The 16,015-nt window shown below is 65.5% G+C and carries 15 protein-coding genes; 7 read left to right on the top strand and 8 right to left on the bottom strand.

Annotation, left to right across the window (positions count from 1 at the left end; translation table 11 throughout):
• Entirely contained in the window at window positions 1-1,290 is a 1,290-nt protein-coding gene (locus CYJ10_RS02270; protein WP_101680382.1) for a dicarboxylate/amino acid:cation symporter, read from the bottom strand.
• 469 nt (window positions 1,291-1,759) lie between these two features.
• Here CYJ10_RS02270 and CYJ10_RS02265 point away from each other — a divergent pair, with 469 nt between their 5' ends.
• The 7 genes from CYJ10_RS02265 to CYJ10_RS02235 all read left to right on the top strand — a co-directional run bounded on the left by CYJ10_RS02265 (window position 1,760) and on the right by CYJ10_RS02235 (window position 7,423).
• Window positions 1,760-2,080 (top strand): (2Fe-2S) ferredoxin domain-containing protein, encoded by a 321-nt coding sequence (locus CYJ10_RS02265; RefSeq protein ID WP_092603084.1) that lies wholly within the window; start codon window positions 1,760-1,762, stop codon window positions 2,078-2,080.
• Window positions 2,081-2,195: 115 nt separating this feature from the next.
• Window positions 2,196-2,840, top strand: a complete 645-nt coding sequence (locus tag CYJ10_RS02260) for an alpha/beta hydrolase (protein ID WP_101679941.1) — start codon at window positions 2,196-2,198, stop codon at window positions 2,838-2,840.
• A 43-nt stretch (window positions 2,841-2,883) separates the two neighbouring features.
• Entirely contained in the window at window positions 2,884-4,089 is a 1,206-nt protein-coding gene (locus CYJ10_RS02255; RefSeq protein ID WP_101679940.1) for a D-alanyl-D-alanine carboxypeptidase family protein, read from the top strand.
• Window positions 4,090-4,118: 29 nt separating this feature from the next.
• Window positions 4,119-4,427 carry a DUF493 family protein gene (locus tag CYJ10_RS02250; RefSeq protein ID WP_101679939.1) on the top strand — a complete coding sequence of 103 codons (309 nt, stop codon included), beginning with the start codon at window positions 4,119-4,121 and terminating at the stop codon, window positions 4,425-4,427.
• A 4-nt stretch (window positions 4,428-4,431) separates the two neighbouring features.
• Window positions 4,432-5,625, top strand: a complete 1,194-nt coding sequence (locus CYJ10_RS02245; RefSeq protein WP_101679938.1) for a class I SAM-dependent rRNA methyltransferase — start codon at window positions 4,432-4,434, stop codon at window positions 5,623-5,625.
• A 310-nt stretch (window positions 5,626-5,935) separates the two neighbouring features.
• On the top strand, window positions 5,936-6,913 hold the full coding sequence (locus CYJ10_RS02240; RefSeq protein ID WP_101679937.1) for an NAD(P)H-dependent flavin oxidoreductase: 978 nt from the start codon (window positions 5,936-5,938) through the stop codon (window positions 6,911-6,913).
• A gap of 30 nt (window positions 6,914-6,943) precedes the next feature.
• A complete protein-coding gene (locus CYJ10_RS02235) occupies window positions 6,944-7,423 on the top strand; it encodes a YbaN family protein (RefSeq protein WP_180862822.1) in 480 nt (159 codons plus the stop codon).
• Window positions 7,424-7,457: 34 nt separating this feature from the next.
• Here the strand turns inward: CYJ10_RS02235 and CYJ10_RS02230 are convergent, their stop codons facing one another.
• The 7 genes from CYJ10_RS02230 to CYJ10_RS02200 form a co-directional block, all read right to left on the bottom strand.
• Window positions 7,458-8,708 (bottom strand): phenylacetate--CoA ligase family protein, encoded by a 1,251-nt coding sequence (locus CYJ10_RS02230; protein ID WP_101679936.1) that lies wholly within the window; start codon window positions 8,706-8,708, stop codon window positions 7,458-7,460.
• Window positions 8,709-8,728: 20 nt separating this feature from the next.
• On the bottom strand, window positions 8,729-9,544 hold the full coding sequence (locus tag CYJ10_RS02225) for an ABC transporter ATP-binding protein (RefSeq protein ID WP_101679935.1): 816 nt from the start codon (window positions 9,542-9,544) through the stop codon (window positions 8,729-8,731).
• A gap of 62 nt (window positions 9,545-9,606) precedes the next feature.
• Entirely contained in the window at window positions 9,607-10,953 is a 1,347-nt protein-coding gene (locus CYJ10_RS02220; protein WP_101679934.1) for an ABC transporter substrate-binding protein, read from the bottom strand.
• 42 nt (window positions 10,954-10,995) lie between these two features.
• On the bottom strand, window positions 10,996-12,072 hold the full coding sequence (locus CYJ10_RS02215) for a branched-chain amino acid ABC transporter permease (RefSeq protein WP_101679933.1): 1,077 nt from the start codon (window positions 12,070-12,072) through the stop codon (window positions 10,996-10,998).
• A 12-nt stretch (window positions 12,073-12,084) separates the two neighbouring features.
• Entirely contained in the window at window positions 12,085-12,999 is a 915-nt protein-coding gene (locus CYJ10_RS02210) for a branched-chain amino acid ABC transporter permease (protein WP_101679932.1), read from the bottom strand.
• A gap of 18 nt (window positions 13,000-13,017) precedes the next feature.
• Complete coding sequence (locus CYJ10_RS02205; protein WP_101679931.1) at window positions 13,018-13,974, bottom strand: ABC transporter ATP-binding protein; 957 nt, start codon at window positions 13,972-13,974, stop codon at window positions 13,018-13,020.
• A gap of 17 nt (window positions 13,975-13,991) precedes the next feature.
• Window positions 13,992-15,956: an AMP-dependent synthetase/ligase gene (locus tag CYJ10_RS02200; protein ID WP_101679930.1), complete on the bottom strand. Its 1,965-nt coding sequence runs from the start codon at window positions 15,954-15,956 to the stop codon at window positions 13,992-13,994.
• Between the last annotated feature and the right edge of the window lie 59 nt (window positions 15,957-16,015).

Here is a 16,015-nt window from a genome sequence, read left to right as displayed (position 1 = left end):
TCAGGCGCTGGCGTCGGCGAGTTCGACGTTGTCATCGCCACCACCCCGCAGCACGCGGTTCAGGCGGGCGCGGTCCAGCTCGCGTTCCCAGGCCGACACCACCACGGTGGCCACGCCATTGCCGATGATGTTGGTCAGCGCACGGCATTCGCTCATGAAGCGGTCGATGCCCAGGATCAGCACCATGCCGGCCACCGGGATGGTCGGCACCACGGCCAGCGTGGCCGCCAGCGTGATGAAGCCCGAGCCGGTCACGCCGCTGGCGCCCTTGGACGTCACCATGGCCACGGCCAGGATGGTCAGCTGCTGCATCAGCGTCAGCTCGATGTTCGTCGCCTGGGCGATGAAGATCACGGCCATCGTCATGTAGATGTTGGTGCCGTCCAGGTTGAACGAGTAACCGGTAGGCACCACCAGGCCGACCACCGACTTCGAGCAGCCCAGCTTTTCCATCTTTTCCATCAGGTGCGGCAGCGCGGCTTCCGACGAGCTGGTGCCCAGCACGATCAGCAGCTCTTCCTTGATGTAGGCGACGAAGCGGATGATCGAGAAGCCGGTCAGGCGCGCCACGGTACCCAGCACCACCAGCACGAACACGATGGCGGTGAAGTAGAACGTGCCAATCAGCTTGAGCAGCGGAATCAGCGAGCCCAGGCCGTACTTGCCGATCGTGAAGGCCATGGCGCCGAACGCGCCGATCGGGGCCACCTTGGTGATCACATGCACGATGTGGAAGAACACCTTCGACACCTGGTCCACCATGTCGTGGATGATCTGCGCGCGGTCGCCGATGATGGCCAGGGCTGAGCCGAAGAACAGCGAGACCAGCAGGATCTGCAGGATGTCGCCATTGGCGAACGCGCTGAAGATCGTGTCAGGAATGATGTGCATGAAGAACTCGACCGTGCTCTGGCCATGGGCCTTCGACACGTACTGCGAGATCGTCTTGGTGTCCAGCGTGGCCGGGTCGATGTTGAAGCCCACGCCGGGTTTCAGCGCGTGCGACGCCAGCAGGCCGATCAGCAGCGCGAACGTGGACACGATCTCGAAGTAGAGCAGTGCCTTGCCGCCCACGCGGCCTACCTTCTTCATGTCTCGCATGCCGGCGATGCCGGACACCACGGTACAGAAGATGATCGGGCCGATGATCATCTTGATCAGCTTGATGAACGCGTCGCCCAGCGGTTTCATTTCCACGCCGGTAGCCGGCGCGAAATGACCCAGCAGGATGCCCACGGCAATCGCGAACAGGACCTGCACGTACAGGATCTTGTAAAAGGGTTTCCTCATGATGTCGTCCTCGGTGTTTTGACCGGTGCCGGGCGCTCGGTAGGCGCCCACGTTGCACGCCTGGCCCAAGGCAACGGGCGGCGCGTCTGGAAGTAACTATTTGCAACAGCCGTGCCACGCACAGCGGCGCCGCCAAGTCATTGATTTGCAAGGAAAGCCGCCCGCAGCGGCTGCCAGATCGCTCCGGGAATCCGGAAATCCGGAATCGGCGGCTCCGGGAATTCGGACGCCTTCCGGCCCATTTCGGGCCGAAAAGTGGCGTGTTCGCTATCCAGCGGGCCGTTTTGGGCCGCTGGGGGGCTGCCCGGCCAGCCGGGCGCATCGGGATTTCCGGATTTCCGGGCAGCGTCGCCACGCGGAACGGGGGGCGCGACCACGTATAATTCCGAGCTTCCTCGATTCATGCCGCGCCAGTCGCCCGCGTTACCGCGTCGGCGGGCCCGGCGCCACGCAGTCCAGTTCGCCGCCCATGAGCAGCTACTACAAACATCACGTCTTCTTCTGCCTGAACCAGCGCGACGACGGCAAGGCCTGCTGTGCCGACCACAATGCCAAGGCGATGCAGGAATACGCCAAGAAGCGCTGCAAGGAGTTGGGCATCGCCGGCGCCGAAGGCCGCGTGCGCATCAACAAGGCCGGCTGCCTGAACCGTTGTGAACTCGGGCCGGTGCTGGTGGTCTACCCCGAGGCCGTCTGGTACACCTTCGTCGACGAGCAGGACATCGACGAGATCATCGACAGCCATCTGATTCACGGCAAGCCCGTTGAACGCCTGATGGTCGATCGCTGATCCGGTACCCGCCGGCCGCGCCGGGCCGCAGACGCCCGGCTTTTTGTTGTGCTGCCTTTAATCGTGCGGTTTTAGTCGTGCTGTTGCTGTCGCCGAACCTTCCTGCCCCCTCGCCATGAACGCGCATACCCAGGTCATCACCATTGCCGGCCCCGTCGGCGCCATCGACATCTCGATCGATCTGCCGCAGAACGAGCCGGTGCGTGGCCTGGCGCTGGTGGCGCACCCCCATCCGCTGTTTGCCGGCACCAAGGACAACAAGGTGGCGCAGACGCTGGCGCGCACGTTCGTGGCGCTGGGCTATGCCACGGTGCGGCCGAACTTCCGCGGCGTGGGCGGCACGGCCGGCGAGCACGACCAGGGCATCGGCGAACAGGACGACCTGCTGGCCGTGATCGACTGGATGCGCACCCAGACCGCGTGGTCGCCCGACGTGGCCGCCCTGCCGCTGGCGCTGGGCGGCTTCTCGTTCGGCAGCTTCGTGCAGACGCACGTGGCGCGCCGCCTGGCTGAAGCGGGCACGCCCGCGCAGCGGCTGGTGCTGGTGGGCACGGCCACCAGCCGCTGGGAAGTGGCCACCGTGCCGGCCGACACCATCGTGATCCATGGCGAACAGGACGACACCGTGCCGCTGGCCAGCGTGCTGGACTGGGCCCGCCCGCAGGAACTGCCGGTCATCGTCATTCCTGGCGCCGACCACTTTTTTCACCGCAAGCTGCACCTGATCAAGCAGCTTGTCGTCAACGCGTGGGAACGGTGAACCGTCCCGTCCGCGCCATCCCTTTATTGTTGGAACACTACCCATGCTGAACAGAGCCACGCCGCATTTCGCATCCGCCCTTGCTCCCGTCGCCGTTGCCGCGACGCTTGCCTCCGTGCTTGTTGCCGCCCCCGCCGCCGTCCAGGCGCAGGGCGTGCCGATGCCGCAGGTGGCCGCCAAGTCGTGGATGCTGTACGACGTGACCAGCGGCCAGGCCCTGGCGTCGCAAAATGCCGACCTGCGCATCGAGCCCGCGTCGCTGACCAAGCTGATGACCGCCTACCTGGTGTTCGAGGCGCTCAAGGAAAAGCGCCTGACGCTGGACCAGACCATCACGCCGACCGACATCGTGCGCAAGGTCAAAAGCGATGAGTCGCGCATGTTCATCGAGGCCGGCAAGCCGGTCAGCGTGAACGACCTGCTGATGGGCCTGATCGTGCAGTCGGGCAACGACGCCTCGCTGGCACTGGCCGAGGCGGTGGGCGGGTCCGAGGACGGCTTCGTCGCGATGATGAACCGCGAGGCCCAGCGCATGGGCATGAAGGGCACGCACTTCACGAACACCGACGGCGTGCCCGATCCGAACCACTACACCACGGCGGTTGACCTGGCCACGCTATCCACGCGCCTGATCAAGGACTTCCCCGAGTACTACGGAATGTACTCGCAGAAGGAGTTCACCTATAACAAGATCAGGCAGCCCAACCGCAATCGCCTGCTGTACATCGACCCGACCGTGGACGGCCTGAAGACCGGCCATACCAAGTCCGCCGGCTACTGCCTGATCTCGTCGGCCCAGCGCCCGCTGGCCAATGTGCCGAATGGCTCGCGCCGCCTGGTGTCGATCGTGATCGGCACGGCCACCGAGCAGATCCGCACCCAGGAAAGCCTGAAGATCCTGAACTACGGCTTCCAGTTCTTCGACACGCTGCGCCTGTACGACAAGGGCCAGGTTCTGGCTACGCCCGACATCTACAAGGGGCGCGCCAGCACCGTGAAGATCGGCGTGGCCAACGAGACGTTCGTGACGGTGCCCAAGGGCACGGGCGGCCGTCTGAAGCCGGTGCTGGAGCGTCAGGAACTGCTGATCGCCCCGATCGCCGCGGGCCAGCAGGTGGGCACGGTCAAGCTGATGGACGGCACCAACAAGGTGGGCGAGTTCCCGGTGGTGGCGCTGGAAGAAGTGCCCGAGGCCGGCTTCTTTGGCCGCCTGTGGGATACGATCCGCCTCTGGTTCAAGCGCAAGTAAGCGCAAGTAAGCGCACAAGGTTACGCAAGATGACGACAGATTCCAGTAACGGTCCGCTGATTCCGGGCGATATCCCGCCCGAGCAGTCGCTGATCGAATACCCGAGCGAATTCCCGATCAAGGTCATGGGCGCCATGCAGGACGGCTTTGCCGAGGCCATCGTGACGCTGATCCAGGAATTCGATCCGAATTTCCACGCCGGCAAGATGGAGATGCGTCCGTCGCGCAACGGCAACTACCTGGGGCTGACCGTGACCGTGTATGTCACGAGCCGCGATCACCTGGACAGCGTGTACCGCGCGCTGACGTCGCACCCGATGGTCAAGGTGGTGCTGTAACCACATGAACGTCATCACCCTGAAGCCCGGCAAGGAAAAGTCCCTGCTGCGGCGCCACCCGTGGGTCTACGCCACGGGTATTGCCTCCACCGAAGGCCGCTGCGAGGCGGGCTCGACCGTGGTCATCCGCAGCGCGGACGGCCGCTTCCTGGCGCGCGGCGCCTACAGCCCCGAATCGCAGATCCGGGCGCGCGTATGGACGTTCGACGAGAACGAGCCGGTCGACCACGCCATGTTCAAGCGCCGCGTGTCCGCCGCGCTGGCCCACCGCCAGCGCTGGGTCAGCGACACCAGCGCGGTGCGCCTGATCTTTGGCGAATCCGACCGCGTGCCGGGCCTGATCGTCGATTACTACGGCCAGGGCGAGACCGGCCAGCTGGTCTGCCAGTTCAACTCGGCCGGCGTGGAGCAGTGGAAAGACGCGCTGGTACAGGCGCTGGTCAAGGAAACGGGCTGCCCGAACGTGTACGAGCGGTCCGACGCGGCCGTGCGCCAGCGCGAAGGCCTGGAGCTGGTCACCGGCGTGCTGGCCGGCGCCGAGCCCGATCCGCAGCTGTCCGTGACCGAACACGGCGTGCGCTACTACGTGGACGTGCGCAACGGCCACAAGACCGGCTTCTACGTCGATCAGCGCGACAACCGCAAGCTCGTGGGCGACCTGGCCGAAGGGCGCGACGTCCTGAACTGCTTCTGCTACACGGGCGGCTTCTCGCTGGCCGCGCTGCGTGGCGGCGCCAAGTCGGTGACGTCGATCGATTCGTCGGGCGAGGCGCTCAAGATCGCGGCCAGCAACGTGACGCTGAACGGCTTCGACCCCGAGCGCGCCACCTGGCTGGACGCGGACGTATTCAAGACGCTGCGCGAATTCCGCGCCGAGGGCCGCCAGTTCGACCTGATCGTGCTGGACCCGCCCAAGTTCGCCCCGTCGGCCCAGCACATTGACCGTGCCGCCCGCGCCTACAAGGAAATCAACCTGGTCGGCATGCAACTGCTGCGACCGGGCGGCCTGCTGTTCACGTACTCGTGCTCGGGTGCGATCAGCATGGAGCTGTTCCAGAAGATCGTGGCCGGCGCCGTCACCGATGCGCGCGCCGATGCACGCATCCTGCGTCGCCTGTCCGCCGGTACCGATCACCCGATGTCGGCGGCCTTCCCCGAAGGCGAATACCTGAAGGGCCTGCTGCTGGAAAAGGTCTAGGCAGGGCCGGGGTACGCGTCAGATTACGGGTTTTCCGGAATTGCCCCGGAACTGTCTTCTGGTGGTCATATTCGTCCCCTAAGATTCGTCTCACGGTAAGGCATTGGCAGGTGTCTGACCGTCTCTTCTTATCAGTCTTCGTGGTAATCGCCCCGCTAACCCAGCGGGGCTTTTTTTTGGCCGGGGCCGGCTTGGAGGCTTGGCTCTACCCTGGCGCCACGGCAGGCGAAACTCCCTATAATCGAACGACCGTGCAATTCGCACCGCTTGTCCGCGTCATTTCATCAGACGGATTCGAGGAGACTGTTCCATGCCTGCCGCCAAACACATTCCGCCAGCCCTGCAGAACCTGGCCCTGCCCGTCATTGCGTCGCCGATGTTCATCGTCAGCTATCCGGAACTGGTGCTGGCGCAGTGCAAGGCCGGCATCGTCGGGTCGTTCCCCGCGCTCAATGCGCGCCCGGCCGAGCTGCTCGGCGAATGGCTGACGCAGATCCAGGAAGAGCTGGCGGCATTCCAGGCGGCCAATCCGGGCAAGCCCGTCGGCCCGCTCGCGGTGAACCAGATCGTGCACGCCTCCAATGCGCGGCTGGAACATGACATCAAGGTCTGCGTGGAACACAAGGTGCCGATCTTCATCACGTCGCTGCGTGCCCCGCCCAAGGAAATGATCGACGCCGTGCACAGCTACGGCGGGATCGTGCTGCACGACGTCATCAACATTCGCCACGCCGAAAAGGCCATCGAGGCTGGCGTGGACGGTCTAATCCTGGTGGCGGCCGGCGCCGGTGGCCATGCCGGCATGCTGTCGCCGTTCGCGCTGGTCGGCGAAGTGCGCAAGATCTTCGATGGCCCGATCGCGCTGTCCGGTTCGATCGCCACCGGCGACGCCGTGCTGGCCGCCCAGGCCATGGGCGCGGATTTCGCCTACGTGGGCACGCGCTTCATCGCGTCGCAGGAAGGCCACGCCAGCGCCGAGTACAAGCAGTCGATCACCAGCTCGGCCGCGTCGGACATCATCTACACGAACCTGTTCACGGGCGTGCACGGCAACTACATCCGCGAGAGCATCGTCAATTCGGGCCTGGACCCCGACGACCTGCCCGTGGCGGACAAGAGCAAGATGGATTTTTCGAGCGGCAGCTCGAAGACCAAGGCCTGGAAGGACATCTGGGGTGCCGGCCAGGGCGTGGGCCAGATCCACGACATTCCCACCGCCGGCGAGATCGTGGCGCGCATGAAGGCCGAGTACGATGCGGCGCGCGCCCGGCTGGGGCTGGTAGCATAAGGGCGTTTTTGCGCCCCTTGCCCTGAACCGTTGCCTTCTCCCGACCCCGACACACCCATCGCCCCAGCCGACCTGCCTGGCACGCTCACGCACCGGGAACGCGTGATCCGCGCGTTCTGGGTGGCGCTCGGCGTCATCAGCCTGGTGCTCGGCTTCATCGGCATCTTCCTGCCGCTGCTGCCGACCACGCCGTTCGTTTTGCTGGCGGCGGCGTGCTTTGCGCGCGGGTCGGAAAAATTCCACAACTGGCTGATCACGCACGAGCGCTTCGGGCCGCTGGTGCGTGACTGGCAGGCCCACCGCAGCATTCCGTTCCGGGCCAAGTGCCTGGCCCTGTCGATGATGTGGACGTCCATGAGCATCACGGCCTGGCTGCTGCGCGCACGGCCCGTGTCATCGCTGACGCTGATCGCCATCGGCATCGCCGTCACGGTCTGGATGGTGCGGCTGCCCACGCGGCCGCGCGGCGGGTATCCTGAAGCCGGCGACGGTCCGTCGTCACAGGCGTAGCGCTGCCGCCCCCGGGCCGTCGTCCAGACACAACTCAGTCGTAGCTGCGCGCGTCCTCGATCGATTTGCCGTCCTGCGGCAGCGATCCCGGCGCGGCGAAGCGCACCTCTCCACGCAGGCGCATCACCTCGCGCATCGAATCGGCCACGGCAAGCGCCAGGCCCTCGTCGACGCGCGTGGCATCGCAATGCAGCGTCATCACGTCGGCGCCGATCGTGCCAGTCACCACCAGCCGCGCCGCGCGGATTTCGGGGTGGCGCCGCAGCACCTCGGCCACCTGCCCCGGATGCACGAACATGCCCTTGACCTTGGTGGTCTGGTCGGCGCGCCCCAGCCAGCCCTTCAGCCGGATATTGGTCCGGCCGCACGGGCTGGCCCGGTGCGTGGATTCCGCCACGATAGCCGACAGGTCGCCGGTGCCAAAACGGATCAGCGGATAGTCGCCATTGCCCAGCACGGTGACCACCACCTCGCCCACCTCGCCCTCGGGCATCGGCTTCGTACCGCCCGGTTCCACGATCTCGACCAGTACGCCCTCGTCCACCACCCAGCCGTCGCCGCCGTCGGTCTCGAAGGCGATCAGCCCGACATCGGCCGTACCGTACATCTGGCGCGCCGTGATACCGTGGTCCAGCAGCCAGGCGCGCAGCGCGGGCGGGCAAGCCTCGCCCGACACCAGCGCCTTGGACAGGCTGCCGCACGGCAGCCCCATCTCGCCGCCCTTTTCAATCAGCAGCTTCAAAAAGGAAGGCGTGCCCGCGTAGGCGGTGGGCTGCAGGCTGGCCAGCGCCTGCACCTGCGATTCGGTCTGGCCGACGCCAGCCGGAAACACGCAGCAGCCCAGCTTGTGGGCGCCCGACTCCATCATCATCCCGGCCGGCGTGAAGTGATACGAGAACGTGTTGTAGACCAGTTCGCCGGCCCGGAATCCGGCAGCGAACATCGCGCGGGCCGTGCGCCACCAGTCGGCGGCAAAGCCATCGGGCTCGTGGATCGGCCCCGGCGACTGGAAGACGTGGCGCAGGCTGCCCAGCGGCGTGGCATTGAGCCCGCCCAGCGGCGGCGCCAGGCGCTGGCGCGCGCTCAGTTCGGACTTGCGCGTCACGGGCAGCAGCGCCAGTGCGTTGCGCGATGTGATCTCGCGAGCGTCGAAGTCGCACAGGATCTCGGCAAAATACGATGCATGTGCCTGGGCGTGCGCAACCTGGCGCGCCACAGCGGCAATCAGCGCGGCCTCGCGTTCCGCGGGCGCGCGCGTCTCCAGCGAATCGAAGTACTCAGCCATATCGGTTGTCCAGGGGAGATTCAGGCCAGCCAGCGTTTGCGGCGGCGATAGCTTTTGACGTCGCGGAACGACTTGCGCGCGCCGCCTTCGGCGTCGTTGGCGGCCACGCCCAGGTAGAACTCCTTGACGTCCTCGTTGGTGCGCAACGATTCGGCTTCGCCGTCCATCACCACGCGGCCGTTTTCGAGGATGTAGCCGTAGTCGGCGTAGCGCAGCGCTACCATCGTGTTCTGCTCGGCCAGCAGGAAGCTCACGCGCTCGCGGGTATTCAGGTCGCGCACGATCTCGAAGATTTCCTCCACGATCTGCGGCGCCAGGCCCATCGACGGCTCGTCCAGCAGGATCATCGACGGCTTGGCCATCATCGCCCGGCCGATCGCGCACATCTGCTGCTCGCCGCCCGAGGTGTAGCCGGCCTGCGACTTGCGGCGCGTCTTCAGGCGCGGAAAGTAGTCGTAGATCTTCTCCAGCGCGTCGCGCGTTTCGCCGCGCGACAGGCCGCGCGTGTAGGCTCCGGTCAGCAGGTTTTCCTCGATGGTCAGGTGCGCGAAGCAGTGGCGTCCCTCCATCACCTGGATCACGCCGCGCTTGACCAGGTCGTTGGGCGTGAGCTGGTCCACACGCTGGCCCCGGTACTCGATCGATCCCTTCGTGACATCGCCGCGCTCGGCATGCAGCAGGTTGGAGATGGCCTTGAGCGTGGTGGTCTTGCCCGCGCCGTTGGCGCCCAGCAGCGCCACGATGCGGCCCTCTGGCACATCGAGCGACACGCCCTTGAGCACCAGGATCACGTGGTCGTAGATGACTTCGATGTTGTTGACGGACAGGAGGGTCATGTCTGGTCCCTGTGTGTTTTGGCCCCCTCTCCCGCTGTCAGCAGGAGAGGGGAGACCACCGATCAGCCCGCCTGCGACTTCATGCAGGCCGGCGTGATGCCCTTCTCCTTCGCGTACTGCGCGGCCGTGGCCTTGAACAGCGGGTGGATCAGGTTCTTGTTGCCCTCGATCCAGTCCGACACCACCACCCACTTGGTGCCGTCCCACTGCTGGATCTTCACCTTGCCCGATCCTTCGTGGTTGTCGCAGCTGGTCTTGATCTCGGGGAGCAGGCCGGTGGCGCCCAGTTGCTGCAGGCGGGGGCCGGTCAGGTTCAGGTTCTCGAAAGCCCAGCGCATTTCTTCGCCGGACATGACCTTGCCCTTGCCGAACCTGGCCTGGGCCACGCGGATGGCTTCCACCGTCACCACCGCCGCCGACACGCCGCGGTTATAGAGCACCGAGCCCACCTTGTTGCGGTCCTGCATGTTGCCCTTGCCGGCGCCGTACACCACCTTCTCGATATCGGCGATCAGCGGCACGCTCTTGCCCGCCACGTTCCACGTCGCGCTCATGTAGCCCTTGGCGGCGTCACCGGCCGGCGTGGTGTCTTCCTCGGACCCTGCCCACCACGACCCGATCATCTTGTCGCGCGAGAAGCCCACCTTCTGGGCCGCCTTCAGCGCGGTCTGGTTCATCACGCCCCAGCCCCAGAAGATCACGTAGTCGGGGTTTTCCTGGCGGATCTTCAGCCATTGCGCGCCCTGCTCGTTGCCCGGGTGCGCCACCGGAATCTCCACCAGGTTGAACTTGCCAAGCTTGGCCTCGGCCTCCAGCGCGACGATCGGCTCCTTGCCGTAGGCCGAGTCGTGATACAGGTAGACGATCTTCTTGCCGGCCAGCGACCCGCCGTTCTTCGTCGCCAGGTACTTCACGATGGCCGATACCTGCATCTGGTAGGTGGTGACCAGCGGGAACGCGTACGGGAACACCGAACCGTCGACGGCGTCGGTGCGGCCGTAGCCCATCATCACCAGCGGCACCTTGTCGGCGGCGGTCTTGTCGACCAGCGCGTACGAAATGCCGGTGGACATCGTGTGATACGCGGTGCCCTTGCTCTGCGCGTTCTTGGCCTTCAGGCGCTCGTAGCACTCCACGCCCTTGGCGTTGTTGTACTCGGTCTCGCACTCTTCCCAGGACAGCTTCACGCCATTGACGCCGCCTTCCTTGAGATTGACGTAGTTCAGGTAGTCGACAAAGCCGCCATAGAACGATTGCCCGTTCGAGCCATAAGGGCCGACGCGGTAGCTGGGTAGCGCCACGAACTGGTCATTGGCCTGCGCTAGGGCCGGCAGGGCCGGCGCCAGCAGGGCAGCCGCGACGCTGACCACCAGGGCGGCGCGCTGCACGTTGCGAAACACGGTTGTCATGACAGTCTCCTTCACCTCGAACGGGCGTTGTTATGGAAATGACTAATGTGGAAATGGCCAGAGACGCAGCTTTTCCTTGGCAATCTGCCAGAGCCGGGCCAGGCCATGTGGCTCGACAATCAGGAAGAAGATGATCAGCGCGCCGAACACCATGAGCTGGATATGCGACACCGTGGCGTTCGTGAACGGCAGGTGCAGCAGCGCGGCCAGCGCCGGCAGCACGTTATCGAGAAAGATCGGCAGCAGCAGGATGAACGCCGCGCCCAGGAACGACCCCAGGATGCTGCCCACGCCGCCGATGATGATCATGAACAGGATGCGGAACGACAGGTCCAGCGAGAAGCCGTCCGGCTCCACCGACCCCAGGTAGCAGAACGCGTAGAGCGCGCCCGCCACGCCGCAGTAGAACGAGCTCACGGCAAAGGCCAGCAGCTTGGTGCGCATCAGCGGGATGCCGATTACCTCGGCGGCAACGTCCATGTCGCGCACGGCCATCCAGGCGCGGCCCGTGGCCGAGCGCACCAGGTTCTTGGCCAGCATCGCCAGCACCGTGACGATGCCCAGCACGAACAGGTACTTCTTGATCGGGGTATCGATGGCCACGCCGAACAGGTCCAGCCGCTGCGCCGTGATCACGCCCGACGAGCTGTTGTTCGAGAACCAGGGAAACTTGGTCAGCGCCCACACCACGAAGAACTGCGCCGCCAGCGTGGCCACGGCCAGGTAGAAGCCCTTGATGCGCAGCGACGGCAGGCCGAATGCCACGCCCACCACTGCCGACGACAGGCCCGCCAGGATGAACGTCAGCAGCACCGGAATACCTTCGATCCGCAGCTGGAAGTTATAGGCCGCATAGGCGCCCACGGCCATGAACGCCGCGGTGCCCAGCGACAGTTGCCCGGCATAGCCCGTCAGGATGTTCAGGCCCAGCGCGGCCAGCGAGAAGATCAGGAATGGCGTCAGGATGGCGTTGAACCAGTACTCGCTGCCTGTGAACGGGATGACGGCGAACGCCACCACCATCAGCAAAGCAAAGAAAATACGATCCTGCCGGATCGGAAAGACCTGGCTGTCGGCAACGTAGCTGGTCTTGAACTGTCCGGATTCGCGGTAGAGCATGGTTGTTCTCCGTCAAACGCGGTCGATGTGTCGTTCTCCGAACAGCCCCTCGGGCCGTACCAGGAGAAACAGCAGCGCAAACACATAAGGGAACCAGCCTTCGATCCCGCCGAAATTGCCGCCGAACACCGACTGGAAGACGGGCGGGATATAGATCTCTGCCAGCTTTTCCGATGCGCCGATGATCAGCCCGCCGACGATGGCGCCCGGCACCGACGTAAAGCCGCCCAGGATCAGCACCGGCAGCGCCTTGAGCGCCGTCAAGGTCAGTGCAAACTGCACCCCGTTGCGCGACCCCCAGAGCATGCCCGCCACCAGCGCGACAAAGCCGGCTACGCCCCACACGATGGCCCAGATGTTCTGCAGCGGAATGCCCAGCGACAGCGCCGCCTGGTGATCGTCCGCCACCGCGCGCAGCGCGCGACCCACCTTGGTGTACTGGAAGAACAGCGCCAGCACCGCCACCAGCACGGCGGCAATCAGCGCGGCGGCCAGGTCGAACTTCGACACCACGATGTTGAAGTGGGTCAGGATCGGCTCGATTGGCTCATCGACGATGCCAAGCTGGATCGGCCGCACCTCGTTGCCGAACAGCAGCGGCCCCAGCCCCTCCAGGAAGAACGACAGGCCGATGGTGGCCATGAACAGCGTGATCGGCGGCTGGTTCACCAGCTTGCGTAGCACCAGGCGCTCGGTGCTCATGCCCACCACGATCATGACGATAAAGGCGCCGATCACGGCCGCCCACATCGGCAGGCCCTTGTCCATCAGCCCCACCACGGCCAGCGCGGCAAAGTACACCATCGCGCCCTGCGCAAAATTGAACACGCCGGACGCCTTGTAGATCAGCACGAAGCCCAGCGCCACCAGCGAATACATCAGGCCCGAAAGCAGCCCGCCGATCAGGATCTCAAAGAAGAATGTCATCGTAGTTTCCTGATTTCTTCAGTGGGAGGTGCCCAGGTAGGCCTTGATCACGTCGGGGTTGGCCTTGACCTCGGCTGGCGTGCCGTCGCCGATCTTCTTGCCGTAATCGAGCACCACCACGCGGTCGGAGATGTCCATGACCACGCCCATGTCGTGCTCGATCAGCACGATGGTGGTGCCGAACTGCTGGTTCACATCGAGGATGAAGCGGCACATGTCCTGCTTCTCTTCCACGTTCATGCCGGCCATGGGTTCGTCCAGCAGCAGCATCGATGGCTCCGCCGCCAGCGCGCGCGCCAGTTCCACGCGCTTCTGCAGCCCGTACGGCAGACGCCCCACCGGCGTCTTGCGGATGGCCTGGATCTCCAGGAAGTCGATCACTTCCTCCACCTTGCGGCGATGGCGCATTTCCTCGGCGCGCGCCGGGCCCCACCACAGCGCATGCGCGAGCACGCCGGTGCGGAACTGCGTGTTGCGGCCGGTCATGATGTTGTCGAGCACGGTCATGCCCTTGAACAGCGCGATGTTCTGGAACGTGCGCGCGATGCCCTGGCGGGCCGCGGCCGTCGGATGCATCTTGCGGCGCTCCTGCCCCCGGAACACGATGCGGCCCTGCTGCGGGTGGTACACGCCGTTAATCACGTTCAGCATCGAACTCTTGCCGGCGCCGTTCGGGCCGATGATGGCGCGGATCTCGTGCTCGCAGACGTCGAACGAGATATCGGTCAGCGCCTTCACGCCGCCAAACGACAGCGAGATGTGCTGCAGGTCCAGGATCACATCGCCGCGCGTGCTGGCGCGGGCCGTGGTGTCGGGCCGATGGGCATCGCCGGTGCGCGGGCCATCGTCGTGCGCGGTGTCCACATGGCCCGGCGGGGCGATGGTGCCGGGCGACGCCATGGTGCCCGTGGCATCGACGCGCGACATGCCGCCGCCACCTGCGCCGCCCTGCCACGCTGTCTGGGTTGCCGTCATCTGTGCGTCTCCCTGTCTCACGCCGCGCGCGCCCCGCCCACGGGCGGAAAGCGTTTGACGTCCACCAGCTTCAGCGTGGCCGACACACTGCCCTCGCGGCCATCCTCGAACTTCACGCGCGTGTCGATGAACTGCTCCGTCTTGTCCGCGTACAGCGCGTCCACCAGCACCGCGTATTTCTCGGCGATAAAGCCGCGCCGCACCTTGCGCGTGCGCGTCAGTTCGTCGTCATCGGGGTCCAGCTCCTTGTGCAGGATCAGGAAGCGCGCCACCTGCGAACCGGCCAGCATCGCGTCGGCGGCCAGGTCGGCGTTCACCTGTTCCACGCATTCGGCAATCATGGCGATCACGTCGGGCTGGCCCGCCAGGTCCACGTAGCCGGCATACGGCAGATGCCGGCGCTCGGCCCAGTTGCCCACCGCATCGAAGTCGATATTAATGAACGCGCAGACCCGGTCGCGGTCGGTGCCGAAGGCCACCGCCTCCTTGATGTACGGGAAGAACTTGAGCTTGTTCTCGATGTACTTGGGCGCGAACATCGACCCGTCGGCCAGCTTGCCCACGTCCTTGGCACGGTCGATGATCTTCAGATGCCCGTCGGCATCGATCACGCCGGCGTCGCCGGTCATGAAGTAGCCGTCGTCGTTGATGGCCTCGCGCGTGGCATCGTCGCGCTTGTAGTACGCCTTGAGCAGGCCCACGCCGCGCACCAGCACCTCGCCGTTGTCGGCAATGCGGATCTCCATGCCGGGCGCGGCGGGCCCCACCGAGTCGAACTTGACCTGGCCGTCCGGCTGCAGGCACACATAGGCGCAGGTCTCGGTCTGGCCGTAGAACTGCTTCAGGTTGATGCCGATCGAGCGGTAGAAGCGGAACAGGTCGGGCCCGATGGCCTCGCCCGCCGTGTAGCCCACGCGGATGCGGCTCATGCCCAGCACGTTGCGCAACGGGCCGTAGATCAGAATTTCGCCAAGTCCGTAGCGCAGGCGGTCCAGCGCAGGTACCGGCCGCTTGTCGAGGATGTCCGATCCGCAGCGGCGCGCCACGCCCATCGCCCAGTGGAACAGCTTACGCTTGAGCCAGCCCGCGTCTTCCATGCGGATCATGACCTGCGTGAGCAGCCCTTCATAGATGCGCGGCGGCGCAAAGTAGTAGGTGGGGCCGATCTCGCGCAGGTCGGTCATCACGGTCTCGCGCGACTCCGGACAGTTCACGGTGAAGCCGGCCACCATCGCCTGCGCGTACGAGAACAGGTTGTCGCCCACCCAGGCCATCGGCAGATAGGACAGCACGTCGTCGTCGGCACTCAGGCCGTCGAACTGGCAGCCGTTGCGCGCGGCGCCAATCAGCCCCGCGTGCGCGTGGCAGACGCCTTTCGGCTTGCCAGTGGTGCCCGACGTATAGAGGATGATCGCGGTGTCGTCGGACGCGCCCGCCCGTACCTGCGCATCGTAAAAACCTGGATTCGCCTGGTCGAATTCGCGGCCGATCTCCTGCACGCGCTCGTAGGACAGCAGCGACGGATGATCGTAGTCGCGCAGCCCGCGCGGGTCTTCGTAGATGACATGGCACACGGCGCGGCCACGCGACGCCAGCTGCGATTCCACTTCGAGCAGCTTGTCGACCTGTTCCTGGTCTTCGACGATGGCGAATTCGATCTCGGCATCGTCGAGCACGTAGACCATCTCGTTGGCAATGGCGTCCTGATAGAGCGGCACGGGCACGCCACCGAGCGCCTGCGCGGCGGTCATCGCCCAGTACAGGCGCGGACGGTTGTCGCCCACCACGGCCAGGTTCATGCCGCGGCGAAACCCCAGCGCGGCCAGGCCGCAGGCCAGCGCGCGCACTTCGGCGGCCGCCTGCTGCCAGCTGTAGGTCTGCCAGATACCGAGATCCTTCTCGCGATAGGCCGGATGATCGGGCCGCTGCTGGGCATGCGCCAGCAGCCATCGCGGAAAGGTCGTTGCCGACGATTCCTGCATCGCTGTCTCCTCTCCCCTTCGGATGGCCTAGGGACCATGCCGGGTATCAAGCCGCCAGA

The sequence above is a fragment of the Cupriavidus pauculus genome (assembly GCF_002858765.1).
GTDB lineage: Bacteria > Pseudomonadota > Gammaproteobacteria > Burkholderiales > Burkholderiaceae > Cupriavidus > Cupriavidus pauculus_B.
The sequence above is the reverse complement of the archived record's forward strand: the minus strand, read 5'-3'. Positions and strand labels throughout refer to the sequence as shown.

Bases quoted from the DNA above. Each gene is read 5' to 3' on its own strand.
- CYJ10_RS02270 (WP_101680382.1), bottom strand. From the start codon at position 1,290: ATGAGGAAACCCTTTTACAAGATCCTGTACGTGCAGGTCCTGTTCGCG.
- CYJ10_RS02265 (WP_092603084.1), top strand. From the start codon at position 1,760: ATGAGCAGCTACTACAAACATCACGTCTTCTTCTGCCTGAACCAGCGC.
- CYJ10_RS02260 (WP_101679941.1), top strand. From the start codon at position 2,196: ATGAACGCGCATACCCAGGTCATCACCATTGCCGGCCCCGTCGGCGCC.
- CYJ10_RS02255 (WP_101679940.1), top strand. From the start codon at position 2,884: ATGCTGAACAGAGCCACGCCGCATTTCGCATCCGCCCTTGCTCCCGTC.
- CYJ10_RS02250 (WP_101679939.1), top strand. From the start codon at position 4,119: ATGACGACAGATTCCAGTAACGGTCCGCTGATTCCGGGCGATATCCCG.
- CYJ10_RS02245 (WP_101679938.1), top strand. From the start codon at position 4,432: ATGAACGTCATCACCCTGAAGCCCGGCAAGGAAAAGTCCCTGCTGCGG.
- CYJ10_RS02240 (WP_101679937.1), top strand. From the start codon at position 5,936: ATGCCTGCCGCCAAACACATTCCGCCAGCCCTGCAGAACCTGGCCCTG.
- CYJ10_RS02230 (WP_101679936.1), bottom strand. From the start codon at position 8,708: ATGGCTGAGTACTTCGATTCGCTGGAGACGCGCGCGCCCGCGGAACGC.
- CYJ10_RS02225 (WP_101679935.1), bottom strand. From the start codon at position 9,544: ATGACCCTCCTGTCCGTCAACAACATCGAAGTCATCTACGACCACGTG.
- CYJ10_RS02220 (WP_101679934.1), bottom strand. From the start codon at position 10,953: ATGACAACCGTGTTTCGCAACGTGCAGCGCGCCGCCCTGGTGGTCAGC.
- CYJ10_RS02215 (WP_101679933.1), bottom strand. From the start codon at position 12,072: ATGCTCTACCGCGAATCCGGACAGTTCAAGACCAGCTACGTTGCCGAC.
- CYJ10_RS02210 (WP_101679932.1), bottom strand. From the start codon at position 12,999: ATGACATTCTTCTTTGAGATCCTGATCGGCGGGCTGCTTTCGGGCCTG.
- CYJ10_RS02205 (WP_101679931.1), bottom strand. From the start codon at position 13,974: ATGACGGCAACCCAGACAGCGTGGCAGGGCGGCGCAGGTGGCGGCGGC.
- CYJ10_RS02200 (WP_101679930.1), bottom strand. From the start codon at position 15,956: ATGCAGGAATCGTCGGCAACGACCTTTCCGCGATGGCTGCTGGCGCAT.